This window comes from Cupriavidus necator, from assembly GCF_013141915.1.
In the GTDB taxonomy this organism is placed as follows: Bacteria; Pseudomonadota; Gammaproteobacteria; order Burkholderiales; family Burkholderiaceae; genus Cupriavidus; species Cupriavidus necator_B.
Map to the genome: position 1 here is coordinate 49,465 of NZ_SROX01000003.1, position 20,555 is coordinate 70,019.

Genomic DNA, 20,555 nt, shown 5'->3' on the forward strand with positions numbered 1-20,555 from the left:
ACAACCAGAAAAACTCTAATGATTGATATATCGAATGCTCAACTCGACCCATATCGCGGTTTCCATTATTTTCATGAAGATCTGAATATTTACCTGAAGGTAGCCCTCTCCTCCGCATTGTTGTTAGTTCGTCATTCGGCTGAGCCGCAGGATTCAGACAAGTTGCACGATCTTATAAAGCTTGCGCATCCGTCTTGGAATACCCCGCCTGTCAGAGATATGTCAATAGACATTCAGCGAAGAACTCACGCTTCCATCTCAGCCTTTGCCCTAATCTCTGTCTTCTCAGCATTTGATGACTTCCTCATCGGGACGAAAGCGGAGTTGCATCGATTTTATTCGGCCACAGAGTCATCCAGGCATATCGGAATGAATAAAGCGACACCGACAATTATAGAGGAAACAAATATTAACGACGGCGAAGAAAATGATGATGATGACGACTCGGAAGAACGACTGCGCGCTTTCTATGCCAAAAACGGATGGGACGGAAGGTCGATCGATCCGATCTTAAAGGTGGTAAGGTACTTTCGACTTTGTCGAAACTGCATCGCTCATCGAAACGGGCGTGCGTCGCGCGCACTTGTCAAACATTCTTCTGATGCAGACGTACATAAGCTGGTGAGTAACCTCTTGGACAAGGCATCCAACGGTCTTCGAAAGTACGTGATCAACGAGGATGTTTTTATCGAACCTACCCAAGCGATTCTCTGCTCTCATTTGCTTCGAAAGATCGCGCTGGATGCAAACAAAAAACTTCTAGGTACGCTTGGGTTTGATGGGTTCCTGCGGTCGGTAGCACATCACACAATGTTCAGTGAGACTATCGTGCGATCTGATGCTTACAAAACTCCTGAGGCAGTATTGAATTTCGCCCTAACGGACCGCTATCGAGCGACGATGTCAAATCGAGAGGAGTGTATCCAAGAAATGAAGCGTCTTGGTCTATGGAAAAAATACATGAGCGAGTTTGAGCGAAAGTACGGTACCGGTTATCTGTCCGAATACTAAGGACACCAAAATGATGGTCGGAACGCTCCGCAACTGAGCGAGCGGACCTTCGGATGCCCGACCGGGTCGCTGCTCGAGCGACCGGAACCGGCTACAGCCGTTGCCGCTTCAGCCATTCCTGGTTGGCGACGGTTAGTTGCAGTGCTGGGCCAGGAAGAACGTGAGGCTGGCGTTGCCCGGGCACAGAGATAAGGCACGATATCGTCCGCTGACCATGCCAAGGTGGCTAGCGGTTGTTGTGCCGAACCGGTTGCCCGCAGTCCGGAACCAGCCGGGCAAGGCGCGACGAAATTGCGCCGCCCTCGGCCCAGGGATAGTCTTACCGACTGCTTCGCACGGCCTCGAGCATGGACTGTCCTTGACGCGTCAGACGAGGGTAAGCATGGCCGCGGGCATGTCCGCGCTCGATCGTGACCAGTTTTTGGCCATCTAATTGATCTGGCTCGAGGTCATCAATCCCCTGCGCATCGCCAATCAGCAGTAGCGCGGCGATTTCGTGCGGACTCAGCACGTCGGCCTCCTTTGTCGGCGTCGGAAGACGGAAACTCCGACCGCTGGTCCGTGGATCGAGTGCCACGGAGGACGATGAGAACGGCAGTGAATGCATCGGTGCGAGGAACCTGCCGGTAGGGTACGCCGAACGTTCAAGGCCTGCGGCCAAGATGCGCCCTTATGCTCTTCAGCGCATAAGGGCGGGGGCGACTCTCGGGTGGGCTTGGCCACCGATTCGGCGGTAGTGAATTCAGGCCGCCCTTGTATTCCGGAAACCTCATGGCATGTAGCCGGGTGCGCCAGGTTCTGCCATAGGTCGGCAACTCATCGCCTTGGATCGCCCCCTCGATCAACGGCGCAGGAGACCCCGCGGGGTAGAACTTGCCGGGCCCGACCTCCACTGCTTAGCCGCAGAGCGGGAACGTTGCTCGAGATGGGCGTCGAGGAAGACAAGGGGGCACGAACGTGTCTGCGCTTGATGCTGGAAAGTCGGCTGCGGGCCATGGTCAGCGGCGTCAACCTTGAGCCGGCGACGGATTGTGAATGATAGAACTCATTGTTCGGCGCAGCTCTTTCGCTAAATGACGTTTGCTAAATTTTCTCAGTGAGAATCTTGCGAATGTTGAGAAAATTGAGTAGCCTCTGGGAATCATCCACAGTTCGTCTGCCTCTGACATGAGTTCCTATTCTAGTGTGGCCGATCTGGCCGCCCGCATGCGTATCGAGCCGGACACGCTTCTCGAGAGGCTTCGGGAAGCGGGGGTGAACAAAGCAGACGACCGCGAGCCCGTCTACGAGGCCGATGTCGCCGCGCTCAGTGCGCTTTATCGGAAGCTGCTCGGCCCGCGGACGATCGAGATCGCCGCCGAGGTGCGCGGGGAAGCGGATCCGGGTCTGGAGACGCCGGCGAAGCCTAAGGTCAATCGCGTCATCCTGGTGGGCCAGCTGGGCGAGGGTCCCGAAGTACGGTGCCTGCCGTCCGACGCGCCGGTCGCGAACATCCGCCTCGCAGTGGCCCACCGTTACTGGCGACTTCTGAGGGATGTCGTCGAATTCGGGTATGACACCAGGGAGACGCGCGCACTCCTGTATCTAGACCTGCTGGGAGGACACGTTCCGGCCAGATTGACGGCAGTCGTTCGCCGTCTTGTGCGCAGCGCTCTTCGCGCCTCGATTGCGGAATCCCGGCGGACGCACCGCCTTTCTGCTTTGGCCGCTCAGGTCCGGTCCTTCCTCGCTGGTCATGTAGTGTCGTGCCACCACGCCGACCGGGAGGCGACGATTCACCCGGCCTTTGCCCCGCCGGTTGCGGTCATTTGAAGGAGTTTGATATGACACCGCGTTTTCACGCGCCGGCTGCCGTCGCACCCGGCCCCCAACTGGTCGAGAAATTGGTCCACGACATTGACGAGCAACTGGAGCAGACCATCGACGCTGGCGAGCGTGCCCGCGTAATGGCCATTGTGCGCCAGTGCCTGACGGCAACGCTCTCCAGCCCCGCCTCGGCGGCGGCAGTCGAAGACCGCCTCGCCGTGTCATATCTGAAGCCCTCGGAGGTCATTGCGCAAGGTCTGGTGGCCATGTCGCAGGCGACGCTGTATCGCGCGGTGGAGGATGCACGCTTTTATTGTGTCACCCCCCGCGGCAAGGCGATTGGCCGCGCATTCCCGGCCTGGCAATTCGCGCCGCCGGTGCCCGAGTTGCTGACTCCGGTCCTGCGCCAGATGAAAAACCTGCCGAGCAGCGAAATCCATGCGTTCTGGGTGACGCCGGTTGACGCCTTCGACGACCTGACGCCGGCCGAGTTGCTGGCGGGCAGGGCGTTCGAATCGCGAGCGGCGCTAACTGCTGCGCAGCGTGGCCACCTTGCTCAAGCCGCAAGCGAGCGGCAGGGCAGGGTGATCACGCAGCTGGCCGCGCTGTCCTCGCGCAGTTCGGATCTGATCAGTTGATGTTGATACCAAGAGAATTTGTCGTACCGGCTTCGATTGCCGCTACTCTTCCTACCCTTGACCATTTGCGTCGGGCGCTGGACGGCGCGGTGGTCTTCGTGCCGGCCGGCACCCGGATTGTCCGCGCCGTCCGGCATCCGGCCGCGGTCATCCCGCCACACGTGGAGCGCACCTACCGATTCGGACCGCCCGCCGCATTGGCCGGTGAGGGAGGGCGTTACCCGATCTACTGGATGTATGCCGCCCAGGATCTCACGACTGCACTGTGGGAATCCGGCTTCTGCACGAACGACATCACGCAGCCGGGCACGTTCTATATCCCCCGAGCCATTGCGGAGACGGGCCTGATCGCGACCTTCACCGTGCAAGCGGATATCCCCATCCTCGATCTTGACGGCACCGTTCTCAGCAAGCTGGGCATTTATGATCGCATCCACGAGGGCGAATACGACTGGTGTCAGTGGTTCGGCCTGCGGATGTTCGACGTCCTGGCGAGCTTTGCCGACGGCGGCGCACCGATCGGTTTTCGCTATCCGTCGCGTAAGCATAAGGGCCATCTTGCGCTGGCTGTGCAATCCGGCTCACTGGGGCAATGGCGCCGCCAGGTCGATGTGCAGGTCGTGCGCTTCTCTGAAATGCCCGAGTTCAACGCGCTCCGGAGGGACAGCAGCTACGCGGAGCCCTTCGAGGGGGGATTTACGGTGGACCGATGAGTCGGCTCTCCCATGTGCAGCGGTTGCGGGGTGCGGCATGGCTACGACAGCTATGGTGATGCCGGGACGGGTCCATTGCTCGGCTCATGCTATGCAGAACGGCCCACACGAATGGCGGCTTGGCTGGAATAGGAATCGGATAAAGGAGTCAGTGGATGTTTGATTTCGGATCGTTGGCGAAGACGACGGCGGCTGAAGTGCCGGCGACGCTTGCCGAATTGTTCAAGCAACTGGATAGAAGGGCTACCCATACGGGCTTGCGCCCGGCGCAGCTTGCAGCGCTCGCTGCGTTGGATCTGCAGCTCGTACAGCGCGACGTGATCATGAAGCTCAGCACGGGCTCGGGTAAGACCATCCTCGGCCTGATCTATGCGGAGATGATGCGCCGCAAGTACAAGGGGGAGCCCGTCGTCTATCTGTGCCCGACAAGGCAGCTTGTCGAACAAGTTGTCGCCACTGGGCAGGCAATTGGCGTGAGTGTCTCCACCTTTGGCACCGGCCTTCCCTACGCGGCCATGAGCGGTGATGCCATTCTTGCTTGCACGTACGACAAGCTGTTCACAAGCGGCTCAGTCTTCGAGAGCCAGGCGATCCGGCCCTCGGCCATCGTGCTCGATGACGTGCATGCTGGCACCGAACGTGTGCGAAAGTACTATACCGTCCAAGTGCCGGCAGAGTGTCTCGATCAGCTCCGGACTTTGCTTAGGCCCTTGTGCGAACCAACCGATGCTGCGACGTGGGCCGGCATCATGAAGAATGATGTCGCTTCCCTGTATGAAGTGCCGTACTGGATCTGGGCACAGGTGTGCGGTCAGGTGGCACAGATACTGGATCCTCACAAGACGGAAAAGTCGCTGCGGTTCACCTGGCCAAACATCGCGCGCTATCTCGAACTGGCGCGCTGCTGCATTTCGGGCGTGTCCGCCGAAATTGTGCTGCAGGTCCCGCCGGTTGAGGAGGTGTCCGCCTATGCCGGAGCCAAGCACCGGCTGTTCATGTCGGCCAGTATCAAGGATATCTCGGGGCTGATTGCCGTGCTGGGTTGCGACCCAGCGGCGTACGGGCGCATTGTCGAGCCGGCTGAAGATGAGGGGGCCGGTGAGCGCATGATCCTGCCGACATCCCTCATCAGTGCAGAATGCAAGAAGGAGGAGATCGCCGCCGTCTGCGCCCAACTTTCCAAGCAGACCAACGTCGTCGTGCTGACAACCTCGGCGGCACAAGCGAAGACCTGGACCGATGCTGGTGCCACGTTGTCTCAGGACACCGAGTTCGCCGGCGCACTGGAGCGGCTTCGCACCACGATCGGCAACTATGTCGTTTTTGCGCAGCGCTTTGATGGCGTCGACTTGCCCGACGACGCTTGCCGCATTCTGGTGATCGACGGTATCCCGAGCGGTGAGCGCATCACCGACCAAGCCGATGCTTTCCGTCAGAAGGACAGTCCCGAGTACGAAGTCAGAACTGTCAACAAGTTCGAGCAGGCACTGGGGCGCGCAGTCCGGTCGAGCGCGGACTATGCGGCGGTCCTGTTGGTTGGCCCCGACATCGCGGCATTCATCGGCCGCAAGAACGTCGTCGCGCTTCTTGAAGCGCGGACGCGTCTGCAACTGGATCTCGGTCGAGAACTTGCACAGAACGCGGGAAAGGGCAGGCCTATTTCCGCCGTGATCGCGGAGATGGGGCAGGCCCTGCTGGGCCGCAATGAGGGCTGGAAGGAAGCGCACCGTGTGCGCGTCAAAGTTCAGGCAAGGCAGCCCAGACCAGCTGCACTGACTCCATTCGAAGCGGCTGCGGTGGCGATGCGGGAAGCGTGGATGCTGGCCAAAGCCAAGAACTTCCAGGGGGCGGTCACCCGCTTGCGGGAGGCGGCGAACGCGTCCCAATTGCATCCTATCCAGAAGGCCGAGATCCTCTATTGGGTTGCGACGTATCTCAATCAGTTCAGTCCCGCCCAAGCGGCGGAGACGTACAAGGCCGTCTTCGCAGCGAACACCAAGTTTCCGCGACCGGAGCAGGTCGCAGATCGCAAGTTCGCGCGGCTGACCAATCAGGCAATTGCCGTGTGCCAGGCGTTCAGCAGCTTTGCCTCTGCCAATGCAGCTGTGGCGCGATTGGACGAGGTCCGTGCGAAGCTTTCGTACGGCAATTCGGCAGAGGTCGTCGAGCGTGGTCTGCATGAACTAGGCGAACTGCTCGGCGCGACCTCCAATCGCCCGGAGAAGGAGACCGGTCGGGGACCGGATGTTCTCTGGCTGTTCGATGACTGCGGGCTCTGCATTGAAGCGAAAAGCGAGAAGACTGCGCCCATCTTCAAGACAGAGGCAGCGCAACTCGTCCTCAGCATGCAGTGGTGTGATGATTCGCTGGCCCCAGGTACACCCAAGCCAGTACCGGTGTTTGCGACCAATGTCACGGCAGCCGACCGGGCAGAGGACATTGGCTTCGGTCCTCGCCTGCTGAGCGAAGCGGTGCTGATGAGCATCATCGATCGTCTGCGGCAGGTTGTGCTAAGCCTTACCTTCGATGGGCCGCTCTTCACCGATCCAGCAACGGTTGGCCGGCGGTTGAATGAGTGCGGCGTTGCTGGTGCCCAGATTGTCGGAAGTCTGCCAGCGATGAAGCCGTAGTTCATGGCGGTGACTTCGGCCTCCCCGCCCGGCGCCCTGGAGCTGATTACACGGGCATCAGCCCTGCGCGCCTGGCCGCAGGGAATTCCGTCGGCGGACATCACCTGACGCTGGCGCGCGGCCGATGTCGATTCGATACCTTCGCAGGGACGCTGCCCGGCCACTCGGATGACGGCAACGATGGCAGCAAAAGCTGAGCGGGCGGACTCGATCCGCTGAATCCAGGCGCAGATGGCCGACTATGGGTTGACACTGGAGGAACTGGAGGCGGCGGGGTGCTTTGATCCGCCCCCGCTGCCACCCTCACCGCCGGTGGTCTGCTATCGCAACGCGGAAGGGCTGCCCTGGGACGGGCAGGGCGAGATGCCGTCGTGGCTCAAGCGGGCGGTCAATGCGGGGCAGAGCGTGGAGTTTTTCCGGGTCGGATAAGGCGTTCGCACAGAGCGGGGTACCGGGGTGCTGAAGATTTCAGGTTGCCGAGGATTGGCGGACTCCTTTCGAATCCCGGGCGCCCCTCAATGGGGTGCCATGGCCCGGGCGGTTTAGCGAAGCTCGCTTCAATGCACGATTAATGTTCTGCAGAAGTTGTCACAATCTGGACGCGTGAATGCAGTTCCAACGTTCAACGCGCGCGAGGTCGCCGATCGTGAGCATTAACTAGGATACACTAGCACGTCTTGCTACGGACATGCCGCACTGGAATTGTAGCGACTCCACAGAATAACAGTGCTGTGACAGACGAGGGAGATGGCTACGTCAACAAGTGGTATGGGTCAAGTTCTGGCTCGAGCAGGTCATACATCCGACCCTTGGGGGCGGTACTACACCACGCCCATTGTCAGCCAATCATTGGTTGATAGGATCGAGGTAGCCAAGCCGAAGCTAGTTCTTGAGTTGGGCTCTGGCTCTGGCTCCTTGTGCACCGCTGCCGCGACTCGCTGGCACAAAGCCCAGTTGGTGACAGTCGACGTCGACAGCCGCGCTCCGAAGGCCCTGGATGCCGACATGGTCGGGACCGGCCGCCGACACAGTCATTATGTCCACGACGTGCTCGACGCTGCGCTATCCGACAAGATTGGCTTGGCTCCCGGCACGGTGGACGTGGCAGTCTGCAACCCGCCGTACATTCGGCCCAAGTGGCGATCTGATTTTGGCAAAATTCTAGAGGATGCCGGATTGTCAGGCACGCTTGCCTCGCTGCACGACGCCGGCGCAGACCTTCTCTTCCTTGCTCAGAACTTGCGCCTATTGCGCAAAAACGGAAAGCTTGGGCTGATCCTTCCTGACGGCCTTATCACCGCCGAACGATTCTCCGGAGTGCGAAAGACCCTGCTTCGACAACATTTGATTGAGCAGGTGGTTCAGCTACCGCGTGGAGTGTTCAAGGGCACTGAGGCTCAAACCTACCTCGCCGTGCTGTCTAAGAGCGCCGGCGAGACGAATCAAGTGACGCTTAGGCAGATGGATTCCGACGGGCAACTCAGCGTGCCGATCGAGATCCTGCAGGAAGCGGCTGTCAAACGGCTCGATTTCACCTTTCATGCGCGAGTCGTGTCACCTCAGCGAAGTGGCGAAGGGCCGATGCGGATGTCCGTACGCCAAGCATTGACGGACGTCGTGCGAGGGACAGTCTGTTCATCGTCAATTTCAGCGTTCCCGGCTCCGGTGTTCCACCTCGGCGACTTTTCAGAACCGCTAGGCGAGCACGCCGTGAGGGTCGTGCCTAAGCGCTTTGCGCTTAGCGAACGCAAAGCTCAGCAAATGTTGGAAGAGGCCCGGCTGGCGCTGCCGGGCGACATTTTGCTTGCTCGCGTGGGCCGATCCCTTGAAGACCGACTAGCCTTGGTAGTTCACGGACCATGCGTTATTAGCGATTGCATCTTTGCGTTGCGTGCGATGGATGAACATCGCGAGCGCCTGTATCGGTTCTTCGACAGCGATCTGGGTAGGCATGCCCTGGCTTCTTCCGCGCATGGTGTGGCTGCAAGGTTTATGTCGAAGACCAACTTGTTCGAGATTCAGTTCTAACCTGACTCACGATGTCGCAGATTCCTCAAATCGGTAGCTTCGACCAGCTTTCCGTCGAGCGGGCGGTTCACTGGCTTAGTCGCACAGGCGTGCGGTCCCCCCTTAGCGTTGAGCGCATCAAGCAGTGGGTCAAACAATTTCAAGCGCCGGAAGAAAAGACACTAGCCTGGCTGATCCTACGAAACCTGATTTTTCGTACTAACGAGCAGTTGCAGTCTTCCATGCGGCAGGCCCTGAAACAGGCGACCATCCACTTTGTCGATCAGCTAGGCCTGCGGGAGAACGTTGCGTGGAATGATGCGCTTAAACGCCACGCTGGTCTGACCTTCTACTGCGGTCCGCCGTCGCTTCCGACTTTCGGCTTGCCAACCCAGCCCGGAAAGAGCGGTGACCTGATCGCCAGGTTGATTAACCAGCGGTATGGTATAGACAAGCAGTATCCCTCTGACGTCAAAGTCTTGCCGCCAGATGAACGATTCATCGTCGTAGACGACGGAACATATACAGGCGTCCAGCTTGCGAACTTCCTGCGGGGATGGGATATCGATTTTTCTCATGGGCGCGTCGCGATCGCTGTTGCGATGGCTCACAAGACGGCTTGCGAGCATCTAAAGAAGGAGTTCCCGAACGTGCCGCTAATTTATGGCGAGCTCCTGACCGCAGACATGTGCTTTCAATCTCTGTCTCAAAAGTGGATTGAGACCGGGCAATGGAGCTATGAGAAATCCCCGCTGGAAGTCTATGATGACGTGCACAAGCGCAATCAACCTTTTGCGAACGGAAATGGCGGCAACGGCTATGGCAATATCGGGGCACTGGTCGCGTTTGAGCACGGAGTGCCGGATGATTCGATTCAGCTACTTTGGGACGTCTCCCCGAGTTGGAAGCCGCTGGTTGAACGGTGAGCTTGACCATGCAAATTAACGCCTCCATGCTAGCGCGCACGCGCGCCGAGGAACATGACGCCGATGTATGGGGTGAATTCTTTATTCCACCCTATTTCGACCGATTGGCACTGACGACGGCCACCAAGTCGGCCTACATCACTGGCAAGCGTGGTTGTGGCAAGACCATGCTGCTGAAATATTTCGATTACCACACGGCGTTCTCGAAACGCAGGAAGGACATTCCTGCAGACGCTATCGACCATATCGGGATCTACTGGCGTGTCGACACCCAGTTCTGCAGCTCGCTCAAGCATCGAGGCATAGAGGACACCGAGTGGAGCGTCGTCTTTGAAAGCTACTTCGGGCTCGTCATCGCCACCGAGTTGCTCCGTGCGGTCGAAGCCATTGCCAACAGTTCTTTTCCGAATTTTAATTCGGACGACCTCGCGGCTCTCACGCTTCCTAGCGCCGCCGACTACTTGGACGATGCGCCAACAGGCGTTCGGCAGTTGGTCCAATACCTAGAGTCGATAAGACGCAAGTTCACGACGTGGGTTTCCAATGTGAAAGCGATGGACTGTCCCGTCCTGCCACCCGGGCGAGACTTCATTTTGTCGTTGGTGGGTGACCTCCGCGCAAAAGCTTCGTTGGCAACGCTTTCTGTCTTTGTTTACGTAGATGAAATCGAAAACCTCGTGCCATATCAGCGGCATGTCCTGAACTCGTTCCTAAAACACAGCCAGCGACCGCTGATCATCAACTTCACGTCAAAGGAACATCCCTCCAACAACGATACGTCCGGCCCCGAGTCGATTAACGCCACCCACGACTACCGGTTGGTTGACCTCGACTACTATCTGGAGCTTAGCGGAGCTGCCATGCCATTCTTTGCCGAGGTTTTCCTCGGCAACCTGGACATTGCGGCTGGGCGATTTGATAGTGAGTTGCTCGACGTTGTTTGTTCCCATGCACGTCTAGCCGAGCGCCAGAAGCCCCAGTACCAAAGGGAGGTCGTCGCGGACATGCGCACGCGATTTCCCGACGTCACTGACAAGCAAATTGCAGCGAACGCGCTTCAAGTTCAGACGCTGAAGGAAAGCCTTTATCGCCGGATAAGCAAGGCACTCAAGGATCGCAGGAGCAATTTGGCTGTTGAGGACTTCCTGTTTGAAGGTGCGCCTGCGGAAGCGTTGGTGACGCTCCCCGCGTTGTTAAACCGGGAAACGCTGCTTCCAGACAATGTTCTGGCGGAGCTCAAGAAATTCTCCAAGAACCGCAAAGGCTCCTTCGAGTCCACATGGATACACAACAATCTCTTCGGGGCGATTTTGGAGCTGTATCGGCCATTCGCCCGCGAATGTCCGCTGTACAGTGGCTTCGACACGCTTTGCACGATGTCGAACAACAACCTTCGGAATTTTCTAATCCTTTGCTACAAAACTCTCGAGGTCGCAGAGCTGCGCGATCAGATTGAACCACCCTATGCAGTTGATATTCAATGCCGGGCGGCCTATGACGCCTCCGAACAGCTGATCAAGGAAATCCGTACCTTCGGGCGTTTCGGCGAGCAGTTACGAGTGTTTGTGCTCAGGTTAGGAAGCATTTTCAGAGCACTGCAAGCCAGCCCTGCGATGAGCGAGCCTGAGCAAAATCAGTTCACAATCAACTCTGGCGGCCGTCCTTTGCAGGGTGACGAGCTAGCATTCATCGCGGAGGCGCTACGGCACGGGGTTTTGGTCGAGCAATTGGAAACCAAATCCAAATCGGGGGTTGGCCAGGATATCGTGGACTATCAGCTGAATCCAATCTACGCGCCATACTTTCAGATCAGCTACAGACGAAAGCGCAAGCTAGAAATATCAGTGGAGCAGTTTCACATGCTTATCATGGGCAACGAGAATGAGTACCGCGATCTCGCGCGCGGGCTTGCGCGCCAGCTGTCGGATACCGATGCGCTTCAGCTCGGCCTGCTGTTGTCATGAGGGTCCGGTTCTTTTCAGTCTCTGGAAGCAGCGCCGCCGACCTCAGTCTTCCAGACGACATCGTCCTGTTGCACGGCGAGGAGCTTGATGAGCGCGGTGAGTCGGCATGCGGGTGCGCGCCGAAGGACGCCCGCGTGATGCTCAGTTTTGGTGTCGAAGACATGTCCCTTACAGTCGGCGGCGAAACGAAACCGAGTGACCTGGCAGTTGAGTTGCTCAGTGGATACGACTGGCGCAAAGTGTTTCTGGAAGCCACTACGCTCGGCTTCGCGGAGCTGTTCTGCGCCGCCAACGCGTTGCTGGCCAGTGGCGCGACGACAGTGAATATCATCTACGTCGAACCGGGGGAATACACGCGGGTTAGCAAAGGCGCCGACCAGTTCGCCCTGTCCGAACCGACGCGCGGCTATGTTGCCATCCCCAACGCGATTGTCGATCTGTCCAGCGAGGAAGTCGAAGCTGGTGTCTTCTTCCTGGGCTTCGAGCCTGAAAGACTTGACCGAGCACTCGAAGAGTACCAGATGATCACCTCGAAGGACGTCAAGCTGGTTTTCGGTATACCCGCCTACCATCCCGGGTGGGAGCTCGACGCTATCATCCCGCACCTGCCGGCGTTGGAGCAGCACAAGCTGCAACTCGACTACTGCTCGGCCAACGACCCGGAAGCGGCGTTCGAGTGCCTTGAGCGAACACGCGACGCTCTCGGCACCGACAGACGGATGTTTGTCGCGCCGATCGGCCCTAAGCCCTGCGGCATTGCGTCAGCGATTTTTGCGAGTGTCTATCCTGAGCAAGTTGGTTTGCTCTTCGATCATCCGCGCCGCAAGCAAAAGCGGTCGACGGGAGTGGATCTCTGGCACCGCTTCACAGTGACGGTGGACCGCGGCGACGACGCGGCCCCAACCGCTACGGCCGGTTGACGCGTCAGGTCTTGGCGCTGCCAATCGCCGCTTGAAGCAGTTCCTTGATTTTCGACTCCGGCTTCCAATAGTTCGGCCCCTTCAGGAACTTCCCATTGCTGTCGTAGATGGGCTTGCCGTCAGCCCCCAGCTTGCTCTCATTGCTATCCATGATCACGCTCAAGACATCCTCGAGTGGGATTCCGTACTTCAGCGCTTCTGATCGGCAGTAGACAATCACGTCACCCAGCAGGTCAGCGACCGCGACCAGCACATCGATGGGCTCAGCCTTACTTTCACAGGCCGCGATGATCTCGTCGATCTCGTTTACCTCATCCAGGAGGGTTGTCTTGAACTTGCGCAGCCGATCGGCTGGGTCCGCCGGCAGAGCCGGCGTCGGCTGCGCCGGCAGCTTGTACATCGCGTTCATCTCGGCGATGCGCTTTGCAAAGGACGGGTTGCTCAATCTTATTCTCCAATAAAGTCTGAAGGGTCTACGGTAACAGAATCGAGGCGTAGAACCTTTCTAGAATACTAATCAACGTCTCTGCGCACTGCGGGGGTGCAGCCCGCGGATCTGCTCCAAGTCGTACACGTTCACCTGTTGACAGCTGGCGGGCGAATAGCGGAAATCTCCGCATTGTTCCTTGTCAAATTTTCCGATCGCGCCGCGCCACTTTCAGCCTTAAGCGATCGTGCGCCAGTACCCGATGGAGTGCGTCCTTGCGCCTTCGTTTCATACTCGACCTCGCCAGAGATACTAAAACATAAATTGGTCCGCTGTCTGCCTCGATCCTGGCGATCTACGGAGCTTGGGTGGCGGTTCGCGACTCGATGCAGCCGTCCACGGGCTGGTTCAGTAATGACCGCCCCTCTGCCGCGAACCGACATATCGGAGGGGAAGGCGCCGAGCACCTCTTTCTGACCAATCTTGGCAGGATGGAGCTGCGGAACTGCGAGCGCCCCGGGCCGACCGTTCTCTGCGGTTCGGATGCGTCTTACTGAGCGTCCGACCCAAGGCACTCTAGTCCGGTGCATCGTTCGAATAGTCCGGACCGATCGTCCCAACGTCGAAGTGAAGGCCCGACATCTTGACAGTGATCTCCGTAACGTCGTCCGCCGACAGCACCTGGGTTTCGTCTGCCGCGAAATCCTCGAGATAGAGCCCGATCGAAAGATCGGCTCTCACCTCGGTTTCACTCGTCGCATAGGCGTGGCCAACCGGTACGTCATCCTTGTCGATTGAGTCGGGAACAAAGAAGTCGAAGGAAAATCTCCCCTTTGCGACGAAGTCGACAGATACCGAAATGACTGCGTCGCTATGGTCGGCGGAGAGCACTGCCACATTTGCCGCATCAATCGCAAGCGAGCCGCGCTTTGGATAGAGTTCGACGACCTCGTCGTTAAAACCGCAATATGAGTCGGCATCGACGAAGGGAGAGTGGTCATCAAGGTGGAACTGGATGCTGGCTTCAATTTTCTCTTTGGCGGCTTCCGACTCAAGCCAGATGGCGGCGGCAGCGCGGACACGATCGGGCAACTTTTCGCCCCGTACAAGGACCAAAGCTGCGAGAACATCTTCGAGTTCAGGTGTGATGAGTAGGCGATCAGACTGATTGCTGTAGCGCTCCCAGTCGCCGTCCTTCGTAACGCAAAGCACTTTCGTATCGTTCTTATTCGCCCATCCTTCGAGGCTGAGCAGAGCGATTGCGTCCGGAAACTCAGCTTTCTTTTTTCCGCCTGGCTCAAATGGCGGCTCCGAAGCGAAGTATCGATCCATCACCGACTCAAGCGACGTGTAGTCGGAAGCTTGAATCACTGTCGCCGTCACATTCGCGAAGAAGGCGTCGAGCGCCTTCTTCGCATCCCGATCATGCTCGTGGATGGCGCGCGCGACAGCGCTGACCACCTCGTCGGCGGCAAATTTCTTTAGATGCTTCAGGACCTTCGAGTCGAAGGCTTTCTCCTGGCCAAACTTTTCCCGCAGATGACTTTCCATTTCCCGAGCAATAACGTCCGGAACCAACAGCCGCTTGCCGGCCTGCTCGACTTGCCGAAGCAACGGGAGGTTGCCATCATGGATGTTTTGCCCTTCCTCATCGAACACGTTCGTGTCGATGGCAATCGCCCCGACACGGCCGCGGGCCAGCCAGTCTTTGAGTTCCTCTTTATGCACTTTCTCAGAGTTTCAAGTGATATAGTCTTGGTATGGTACAGGAGCAGCGCCGCGCTCATGCCCGACTGCACCTAGATAGTAATGTCGGGGGTAGGTTCCATGCTATTGCCTTTGTGATCCACCGAGGCGATGCGATTCGGACATGGCCCGCATCTTCTGGGTGCACCAGCGTGAGGCCCCGACAGGAAGTAGCTGTACCCGGTTCGGGCGAGCCGTCTACGCGCTGACCATCGACATCCTGTGCGCCAACTACAGCCCGACCGCGGGCCGCGTCGAGGGATGACCGGCGTGCTGCAGGACTGCTTCCCGGACGCTGCTGGCGGGGTAGTCTTCATCCCAATGCAATTTACGACTGGACTCTGGAGGGTGAGTAGCTGTTTTTCTTAAATTTTGTGTTTGGCTTTGCTTCCGGAATTCTGCTTAGTCCGCTGCAACTGATGCCTTTCATTACGGTGTGAAATGGTATCTGGCCCTACCCGCAACGCAATTGAGTTCGGGAACCGTCGCAAATTGCACCAAAGTCAAAGCCACCACCGCTTGAGAGACGACCACGAACAGAATTGGATTGTGAACCGCCCCGGGTATCGAGGAGGCTGTTTGGTTTAAGTTGATGCCGGCGCGGCAGCGGTGTCGCTAAGTTGCCGGTAGTAGTTTGCCTCAGCTTCGGCCGGCGGGATATAGCCGAGGTGTTCCATCAGGCGGTGGTTGTTGAACCAGGCCACCCATTCCAGGGTTGCAAGCTCCACGGCCTCACGGGTTTTCCAGGGGCCACGCTTGTGGATCAGTTCGGCCTTGTACAGGCCATTGATGGTTTCAGCCAGCGCATTATCGTAGGAGTCGCCACGGCTGCCGACCGATGGTTCAATACCGGCCTCCGAGAGCCGCTCGGTATAGCGAATGCTGACGTATTGCGACCCCCTGTCCGAGTGGTGGATAAGTGTCCCATCATTGTCGGGCTGACGCGCGTAAAGTGCCTGTTCCAAGGCATCCAGTACGAAGTCCGTGGTCATCGAAGTGCTGACGCGCCAGCCAACAATACACCGGGCGAACACGTCGATCACGAAGGCCACGTATAGCCAGCCCTGCCAGGTTGAAACATAGGTGAAATCACTCACCCACAGTTGGTTGGGCCGTGTGGCGTGGAACTGGCGCTTGACGCGATCCAGCGGGCACGGCACCGAGTCGTCGGCCACCGTGGTGCGCTTCTTCTTGCCCCGGCACACCCCCTCCAGGCCAAGCTGCTTCATCAGTCGTTCGACCGTGCAGCGCGCCACTGCCATGCCTTCCCGGTTCATCTGTTTCCAGACTTTGTCCGCACCATAGACCTGCATGTTGTCCTCCCAGACCCGCTTGATCTCGGGCCTCAGCCGCTCATCACGAATCGCCCGGGCGCTGCGTCGCGACGGATCGCGAAGCCGAGCGGCATGGCGCCGGTAGCACGACGGGGCAATCTGCAAGACTTTGCAGATCGGCTCGACCCCGAAGACATCGCGATGTTCATCGACGAAGGTCTTCAGGACTTGAGCCGGCGGTCGAGCTCCGCCTGGGCGAAAAACGCGCTGGCCAGCTTCAGGATCTCATTGGCACGGCGCAGCTCTTTGTTCTCCCGCTCTAGCTCCCTGAGGCGCTCACGCTCGACAGTCGTGACGCCATCCCGCTGCCCACGGTCAATCTCCTCACGCTCAACCCATTTCAGCAAGGTATGGCCCGAGCAGCCAATCTTCGGGGCGATGGCGTTGACCGCCGCCCACAGCGACGGATGCTCTCCACGTTGTGCCAGCACCAGGCGAACGGCTCGCTCGCGGACTTCGGGGGAATACTTGTTCTGCTTGCTCTCAAGAGTTGGAGCCTCCTCAAAACCCGGGGCGGTTCATTGTGCGAAAACGGTGCCCATCGCTGACCGCTGGCGCTGCGCGAGCTAGCGGAGCCTGCCGCGCTTACCGCCCGCGTGCGTTCTCCAGCGTGCCAGGCAAACTGCCCATTGGGGTCGGGAACAAAATGCTGCAAAATCCAGGAACAAAATTATGCAAACCAACGATTCATGTCAGTTTGCACGATTTTTTTCCTGCTGCTGCTCCGCCGGCACGCCGATTGAGCGATGACGGTAACAAAGTTGCTTCAAGAATCGCTGCAGGAAATTGTTCTTCCGGCCGATGTTTGAAGCCATTTTGTAGCTTGCCCGAACGCATCGTTCAGTCGCCAGCCTGGATCTTGGCGACAGCGCGCGACGAGAACGTACAGAATTCGGTTGTGCGAAAACGATGACTGTCGATGTTAGGCGCTGCGCGAGCCGGCGAAGCCTGGGCACGCTTGCTCATTGGCGAAAAAGCTTGATGTCCTCCAGCATCGCTTGGGGATAAGCTGGCGGCAGGATCGGGCCGAAGTGCAAAGAGCGTCCGGTGCAGTACGGTCCACCGACGCTCAATTATCAAAATATCGGTGTGAGCAGTGCCGAGGTGCTCATTACTTGAGCAGGAACTCACTACCCCCTACCGAAGAGGTATGAAAGCCTTGCAAGATTTGCCGTACTACATGCTTAGGCGCAATTGTCGCCGTACAAGCAAACTATCATTGTAAGCACATGCATCCCGCACTTGTTAAGTCGTTTGGCGGCCTTTCGCTCCAAAGCTATATTCGCCACTTCCTGTTCGGCCTCATCTTCCCAGCGATCTTCATATTTGCCTGGAGCCATAGCAAGAGTGAGTGGATGTCACTCGCGATGGTGCTCTTCCTAAGTGTGAGCTCGCTTCTCTACCCCTACTCACGCTTTGTCTACGAAGGTGTTGTCAGCTATATCCTTGGTAACAACGCCTTCTTCATGAACGCGTTCTTGATGCTCCTTGCCAAGTACATCACTATGGCGTTCTGCTGGGTTTTTGCGGTTTTCGTAGCTCCCGTTGGGCTACTCTATCTCTACTTCACCGCCGACAAGCGAGCATCGCAATGATGCCCCGTAGCCCGTTCAAGAGCTTTTGAACGGGCTACGTTAGGCGCATCCGTCCTGCCCCAAGCGAACTAGAAGCTCACGCGGTGCCCAGCCTATGGCTTAACGGCGTACGTTGCATGGCCTTCATGGCGGCCTGGAAAATTTTCCAGACGGCGCGAGGTCGACTGCCTTACAGCCGGGGCTCTCTGGCTCAATTGGCCTTCACCTTCCCCGCATGATTTAGGCGGAGGGATCTCTGGCACTTCCGAATGGACAAGAAAGACAAGGACATCCAATGGCTGGGCGAAGAGGACGCCTACCTTGGCCCCGCCGCGCGGGCGGGGCTCGGTATTCTGTTCGAAAGCAATGATTGGACCTGGTGGAACGACCCTGGCGACGCGCGTGACGCGCTGGAACGTGCGGTGCCAAAGAGTGGTCTCGCCAAGTGGGGCGGCGACGCGAGCGTGATGGAGGCCGACAAGTGGGTGGATCCGCTGGTCGCCATCTCTATTGCCCGGGCGTTCGCGTCGCTGAATCGTCGCGGGCCGCTGTGCATCAAGGTGGTCAGGTCGGTATGGAGTTGGCCAGGACATGCCGAAACCGTCAATTCGGTCGCCCTTGAGCTCTCGACGGTCGTGGGGCCTGAGCGCGTCTTCGCGGACTGGCCACGGAACACTCGACCCCGTTTCCCATTGACTGCGACCGAGCAATCGCCGCTGCGCGTCATCGCAGGCACTCGGTTCGCGCTCGATCGCCTTCGCAGCGACGAGGTATTGCCTCGCCACGTCGTCTGGCGTCCTGATGCCAAGGTCGCCGACATCGTCGTTGCCGAATCGTTGGCGGCACTGGGCGATATGGTCGCGGCTCGGGTCGTGATCTTGTATGGCAGGCAGGGGGGAAATCTGCTGGCCCAGATCGAGAGTCTGCGGGACCGGTTCAGCGCGCAGTGCGTGATTCATGTCGACGTCGATGACGGACAGATCACCGAATGGCTCCGACTTCAGCTGACGTCATGGGGTGAGTTTGGACTGCCCCTCGGAGACGCCATTGAGGAAGCCAATGCTCAATCGAATGCCAGCGGCCGAATCTTGGCATCAACTCAAACGTTTATCGTGGGTAGCGCCCGATTCCTGCGCCAGAGTTTGATCAAGGAGAGGCGCGGCGATTACCTCGGATTGACCCATGCGCAGCGAGCAGCCCCGTCGCCAGAGGTCTTGCTGGATGCCCCCGAGCTCACGCCATTTTTGCCGACGATCGATGGCGAACGGCCGGGCACCGACGCCAAGCGTCACGTTCCACCCATGGAGAGGGTGCTGGATTCCCGTGTCCGGCAGGGCCATCGGGAGCTCGAGACTTGGCCTCTTCATGGCGTGGTGGACATCGTCGTCGATATCCGACTCAGGACGCCGTTGCACAGCCTTCGCCCGGCTTTCCCGGAACAGCAGGTCGAGTGGGACGGCGACAGTAAAGTTTTGATGGTCCACCTGCTTGAGATCGGAAGTGCTCCGGTCACTCGGCCGCTGACCGTGAGAAGGACGGGGGATTCCGAGGCTGTCACGTTTTCTCGCGAGATCAGGAACGGTCCCGTCGATCTGCGCCTCGTGGTGAGCGACGGCGCGCGCATTCTCCAGACCGCTCGCCTTCAATCAGCCCCTGGAGAGGCGATCCACTTCTTCATCGAGAATGTCGTGACGCCCGTTCATCGCAAGAAGCAGAACTTCGACTTGGCCCTGCTGGTCAACGACAGCCTCGGGAACCAGCCCAGCGTCGCATTGATTACCGCCGAGGGCGAAGCGATCTTCTCCCCGCTGACCGATACGGACACCGAGAAGGCCCGCAAAAAGCTGTTGGCTATCCTTCAACAGGCCGTGGTGGACCCCGAAACGCCGCTTGCGCCGATGCTGCTTGACCTGGCCAATCAGGGTTCCCTGCTGTTGTCCAGCCTCCGCGAGCTCGTGCCCACCTGGCCGGGCCAACTGACACGCGTCCAGCTGGTGACGCAGAGCAATGCCTTTTTCCCGATCGAGTATCTTTATGAAGGCACAGTGCCGGAGTCGAGCGATGCGGAACTGTGCTCACAACGCCACGGATGCCTGAAGAGCGGACATGCCATTCCGGGATGTCCCATTCGGGAGGCCGCCGTGCAGCTGTGCCCCATGGGCTTTGTCGGCGTGTCCGCGATCGTCGAACGACACACATGGAAGCCTGGACTTCCCGCGCCTCTGTGGAGACCGGCCGCACCAGGAGCACGGACGCGACTGGAGATCAAGGACTTGTCTACCGTCGCCTTCGCGGCAAGCGACCGCGCCGATGACTTCAAAGACGAAGACGTCGCTCCACACGCGGTGGTTCGACTCGCCGACATCGAAAAGTCCTTGGGGGTTCAAAGGCTTCCAACCTGGGCCCATTGGAAGGCCCGCGTCGCCGAACAGTCCCCGTCGCTGCTGCTGCTCGTGGTCCACATGGAGAATACCCAACTCTTTTTGGAAGAAGAGGTCGGCCTCAACCTGGCGGGGATATCCCGGATGCATGTCGGGATGGGGGCGCCCGTGGCAATCACCATTGGATGCAGCACCGGCTACGGAGACCTGCCGGGGGGCACCTTGCCGACGGTGTTGTTGAGGCATGGCGCGCGCATGGTCGTAGCGGCGATGACGGACGTGCTAGGTCGCCATGCCAATCGGGCGGCACGGGATCTAGCGATTGGGTTTCTCAGTGCGGCGAAGTCACCGACACCTGTTCTGGTCGGGGAGATCATGGGCACGCTGCGGCGCAAATTCCTGGCGGACGAGATCGCGCTTGGCCTGGCCCTGGTGGCATTCGGCGATGCCGACACGGTGCTCGGCAACAAATGAGCGG

General features: G+C 58.8%; 18 protein-coding genes and 1 other annotated feature. Of the genes, 13 read left to right on the forward strand and 5 right to left on the reverse strand.

Annotated elements, in window-relative coordinates; genetic code table 11:
* The first annotated feature begins 18 nt into the window (after positions 1-18).
* The gene (locus E5S69_RS08075) at positions 19-1,011 is read left to right on the forward strand and encodes a hypothetical protein (protein WP_150984231.1); all 993 of its coding nucleotides are present in this window, start codon (positions 19-21) and stop codon (positions 1,009-1,011) included.
* Positions 1,012-1,330: 319 nt separating this feature from the next.
* On the opposite strand, the gene E5S69_RS08080 is transcribed toward E5S69_RS08075, so the two are convergent.
* The gene (locus E5S69_RS08080) at positions 1,331-1,522 is read right to left on the reverse strand and encodes a hypothetical protein (RefSeq protein WP_081050236.1); all 192 of its coding nucleotides are present in this window, start codon (positions 1,520-1,522) and stop codon (positions 1,331-1,333) included.
* Positions 1,523-2,178: 656 nt separating this feature from the next.
* Here E5S69_RS08080 and E5S69_RS32890 point away from each other — a divergent pair.
* The 9 genes from E5S69_RS32890 (at position 2,179) to E5S69_RS08125 (ending at position 12,615) form a co-directional block, all read left to right on the forward strand.
* Positions 2,179-2,823 carry a single-stranded DNA-binding protein gene (locus E5S69_RS32890; protein WP_081050237.1) on the forward strand — a complete coding sequence of 215 codons (645 nt, stop codon included), beginning with the start codon at positions 2,179-2,181 and terminating at the stop codon, positions 2,821-2,823.
* Between the two features lie 11 nt (positions 2,824-2,834).
* Complete coding sequence (locus E5S69_RS08090; RefSeq protein WP_058697631.1) at positions 2,835-3,455, forward strand: hypothetical protein; 621 nt, start codon at positions 2,835-2,837, stop codon at positions 3,453-3,455.
* Positions 3,455-4,168, forward strand: a complete 714-nt coding sequence (locus E5S69_RS08095; protein ID WP_116318646.1) for an RES domain-containing protein — start codon at positions 3,455-3,457, stop codon at positions 4,166-4,168. Before E5S69_RS08090 ends, E5S69_RS08095 begins: the two co-directional genes overlap by 1 nt.
* Positions 4,169-4,323: 155 nt before the next feature.
* Complete coding sequence (locus E5S69_RS08100; protein ID WP_058697632.1) at positions 4,324-6,798, forward strand: DEAD/DEAH box helicase; 2,475 nt, start codon at positions 4,324-4,326, stop codon at positions 6,796-6,798.
* A gap of 231 nt (positions 6,799-7,029) precedes the next feature.
* Complete coding sequence (locus tag E5S69_RS08105; RefSeq protein WP_233528051.1) at positions 7,030-7,227, forward strand: H-NS family nucleoid-associated regulatory protein; 198 nt, start codon at positions 7,030-7,032, stop codon at positions 7,225-7,227.
* A 339-nt stretch (positions 7,228-7,566) separates the two neighbouring features.
* Positions 7,567-8,826: an HsdM family class I SAM-dependent methyltransferase gene (locus E5S69_RS08110; RefSeq protein WP_158577654.1), complete on the forward strand. Its 1,260-nt coding sequence runs from the start codon at positions 7,567-7,569 to the stop codon at positions 8,824-8,826.
* Positions 8,827-8,837: 11 nt separating this feature from the next.
* Positions 8,838-9,731 carry a phosphoribosyltransferase-like protein gene (locus E5S69_RS08115; RefSeq protein ID WP_058697634.1) on the forward strand — a complete coding sequence of 298 codons (894 nt, stop codon included), beginning with the start codon at positions 8,838-8,840 and terminating at the stop codon, positions 9,729-9,731.
* An 8-nt stretch (positions 9,732-9,739) separates the two neighbouring features.
* Complete coding sequence (locus E5S69_RS08120; protein WP_070940829.1) at positions 9,740-11,695, forward strand: hypothetical protein; 1,956 nt, start codon at positions 9,740-9,742, stop codon at positions 11,693-11,695.
* Positions 11,692-12,615, forward strand: a complete 924-nt coding sequence (locus tag E5S69_RS08125; protein ID WP_058697636.1) for a hypothetical protein — start codon at positions 11,692-11,694, stop codon at positions 12,613-12,615. Before E5S69_RS08120 ends, E5S69_RS08125 begins: the two co-directional genes overlap by 4 nt.
* A 4-nt stretch (positions 12,616-12,619) precedes the next feature.
* Here the strand turns inward: E5S69_RS08125 and E5S69_RS08130 are convergent, their stop codons facing one another.
* Positions 12,620-13,060, reverse strand: a complete 441-nt coding sequence (locus E5S69_RS08130) for a pyrophosphatase (RefSeq protein WP_233528052.1) — start codon at positions 13,058-13,060, stop codon at positions 12,620-12,622.
* Positions 13,061-13,618: 558 nt separating this feature from the next.
* On the reverse strand, positions 13,619-14,770 hold the full coding sequence (locus tag E5S69_RS08135) for a PIN domain-containing protein (RefSeq protein WP_058697637.1): 1,152 nt from the start codon (positions 14,768-14,770) through the stop codon (positions 13,619-13,621).
* Between the two features lie 142 nt (positions 14,771-14,912).
* Between E5S69_RS08135 and E5S69_RS08140 the strand changes: the two genes are divergently transcribed.
* Entirely contained in the window at positions 14,913-15,053 is a 141-nt protein-coding gene (locus E5S69_RS08140) for a hypothetical protein (protein ID WP_158577655.1), read from the forward strand.
* Positions 15,054-15,372: 319 nt separating this feature from the next.
* Here the strand turns inward: E5S69_RS08140 and E5S69_RS08145 are convergent.
* Positions 15,373-16,556 (reverse strand): IS3 family transposase gene (locus E5S69_RS08145; protein WP_412459403.1). Its coding sequence is split into 2 segments (ribosomal slippage): positions 15,373-16,316 and positions 16,316-16,556, totalling 1,185 coding nucleotides; the frame shifts between segments, so codons are not numbered across the junction.
* Positions 16,213-16,329, reverse strand: a sequence feature (AL1L pseudoknot). It overlaps the preceding gene by 117 nt.
* Before the next feature lie 253 nt (positions 16,557-16,809).
* Positions 16,810-16,959, reverse strand: coding sequence for a hypothetical protein (locus tag E5S69_RS08150; RefSeq protein WP_158577656.1), 150 nt, complete (start codon positions 16,957-16,959; stop codon positions 16,810-16,812).
* A gap of 392 nt (positions 16,960-17,351) precedes the next feature.
* On the opposite strand from E5S69_RS08150, the gene E5S69_RS08155 reads away from it, so the two are divergent.
* Complete coding sequence (locus tag E5S69_RS08155; RefSeq protein WP_058697640.1) at positions 17,352-17,717, forward strand: hypothetical protein; 366 nt, start codon at positions 17,352-17,354, stop codon at positions 17,715-17,717.
* Positions 17,718-17,965: 248 nt separating this feature from the next.
* The gene (locus tag E5S69_RS08160; protein ID WP_058697641.1) at positions 17,966-20,551 is read left to right on the forward strand and encodes a hypothetical protein; all 2,586 of its coding nucleotides are present in this window, start codon (positions 17,966-17,968) and stop codon (positions 20,549-20,551) included.
* The last annotated feature ends 4 nt before the right edge of the window (positions 20,552-20,555 follow it).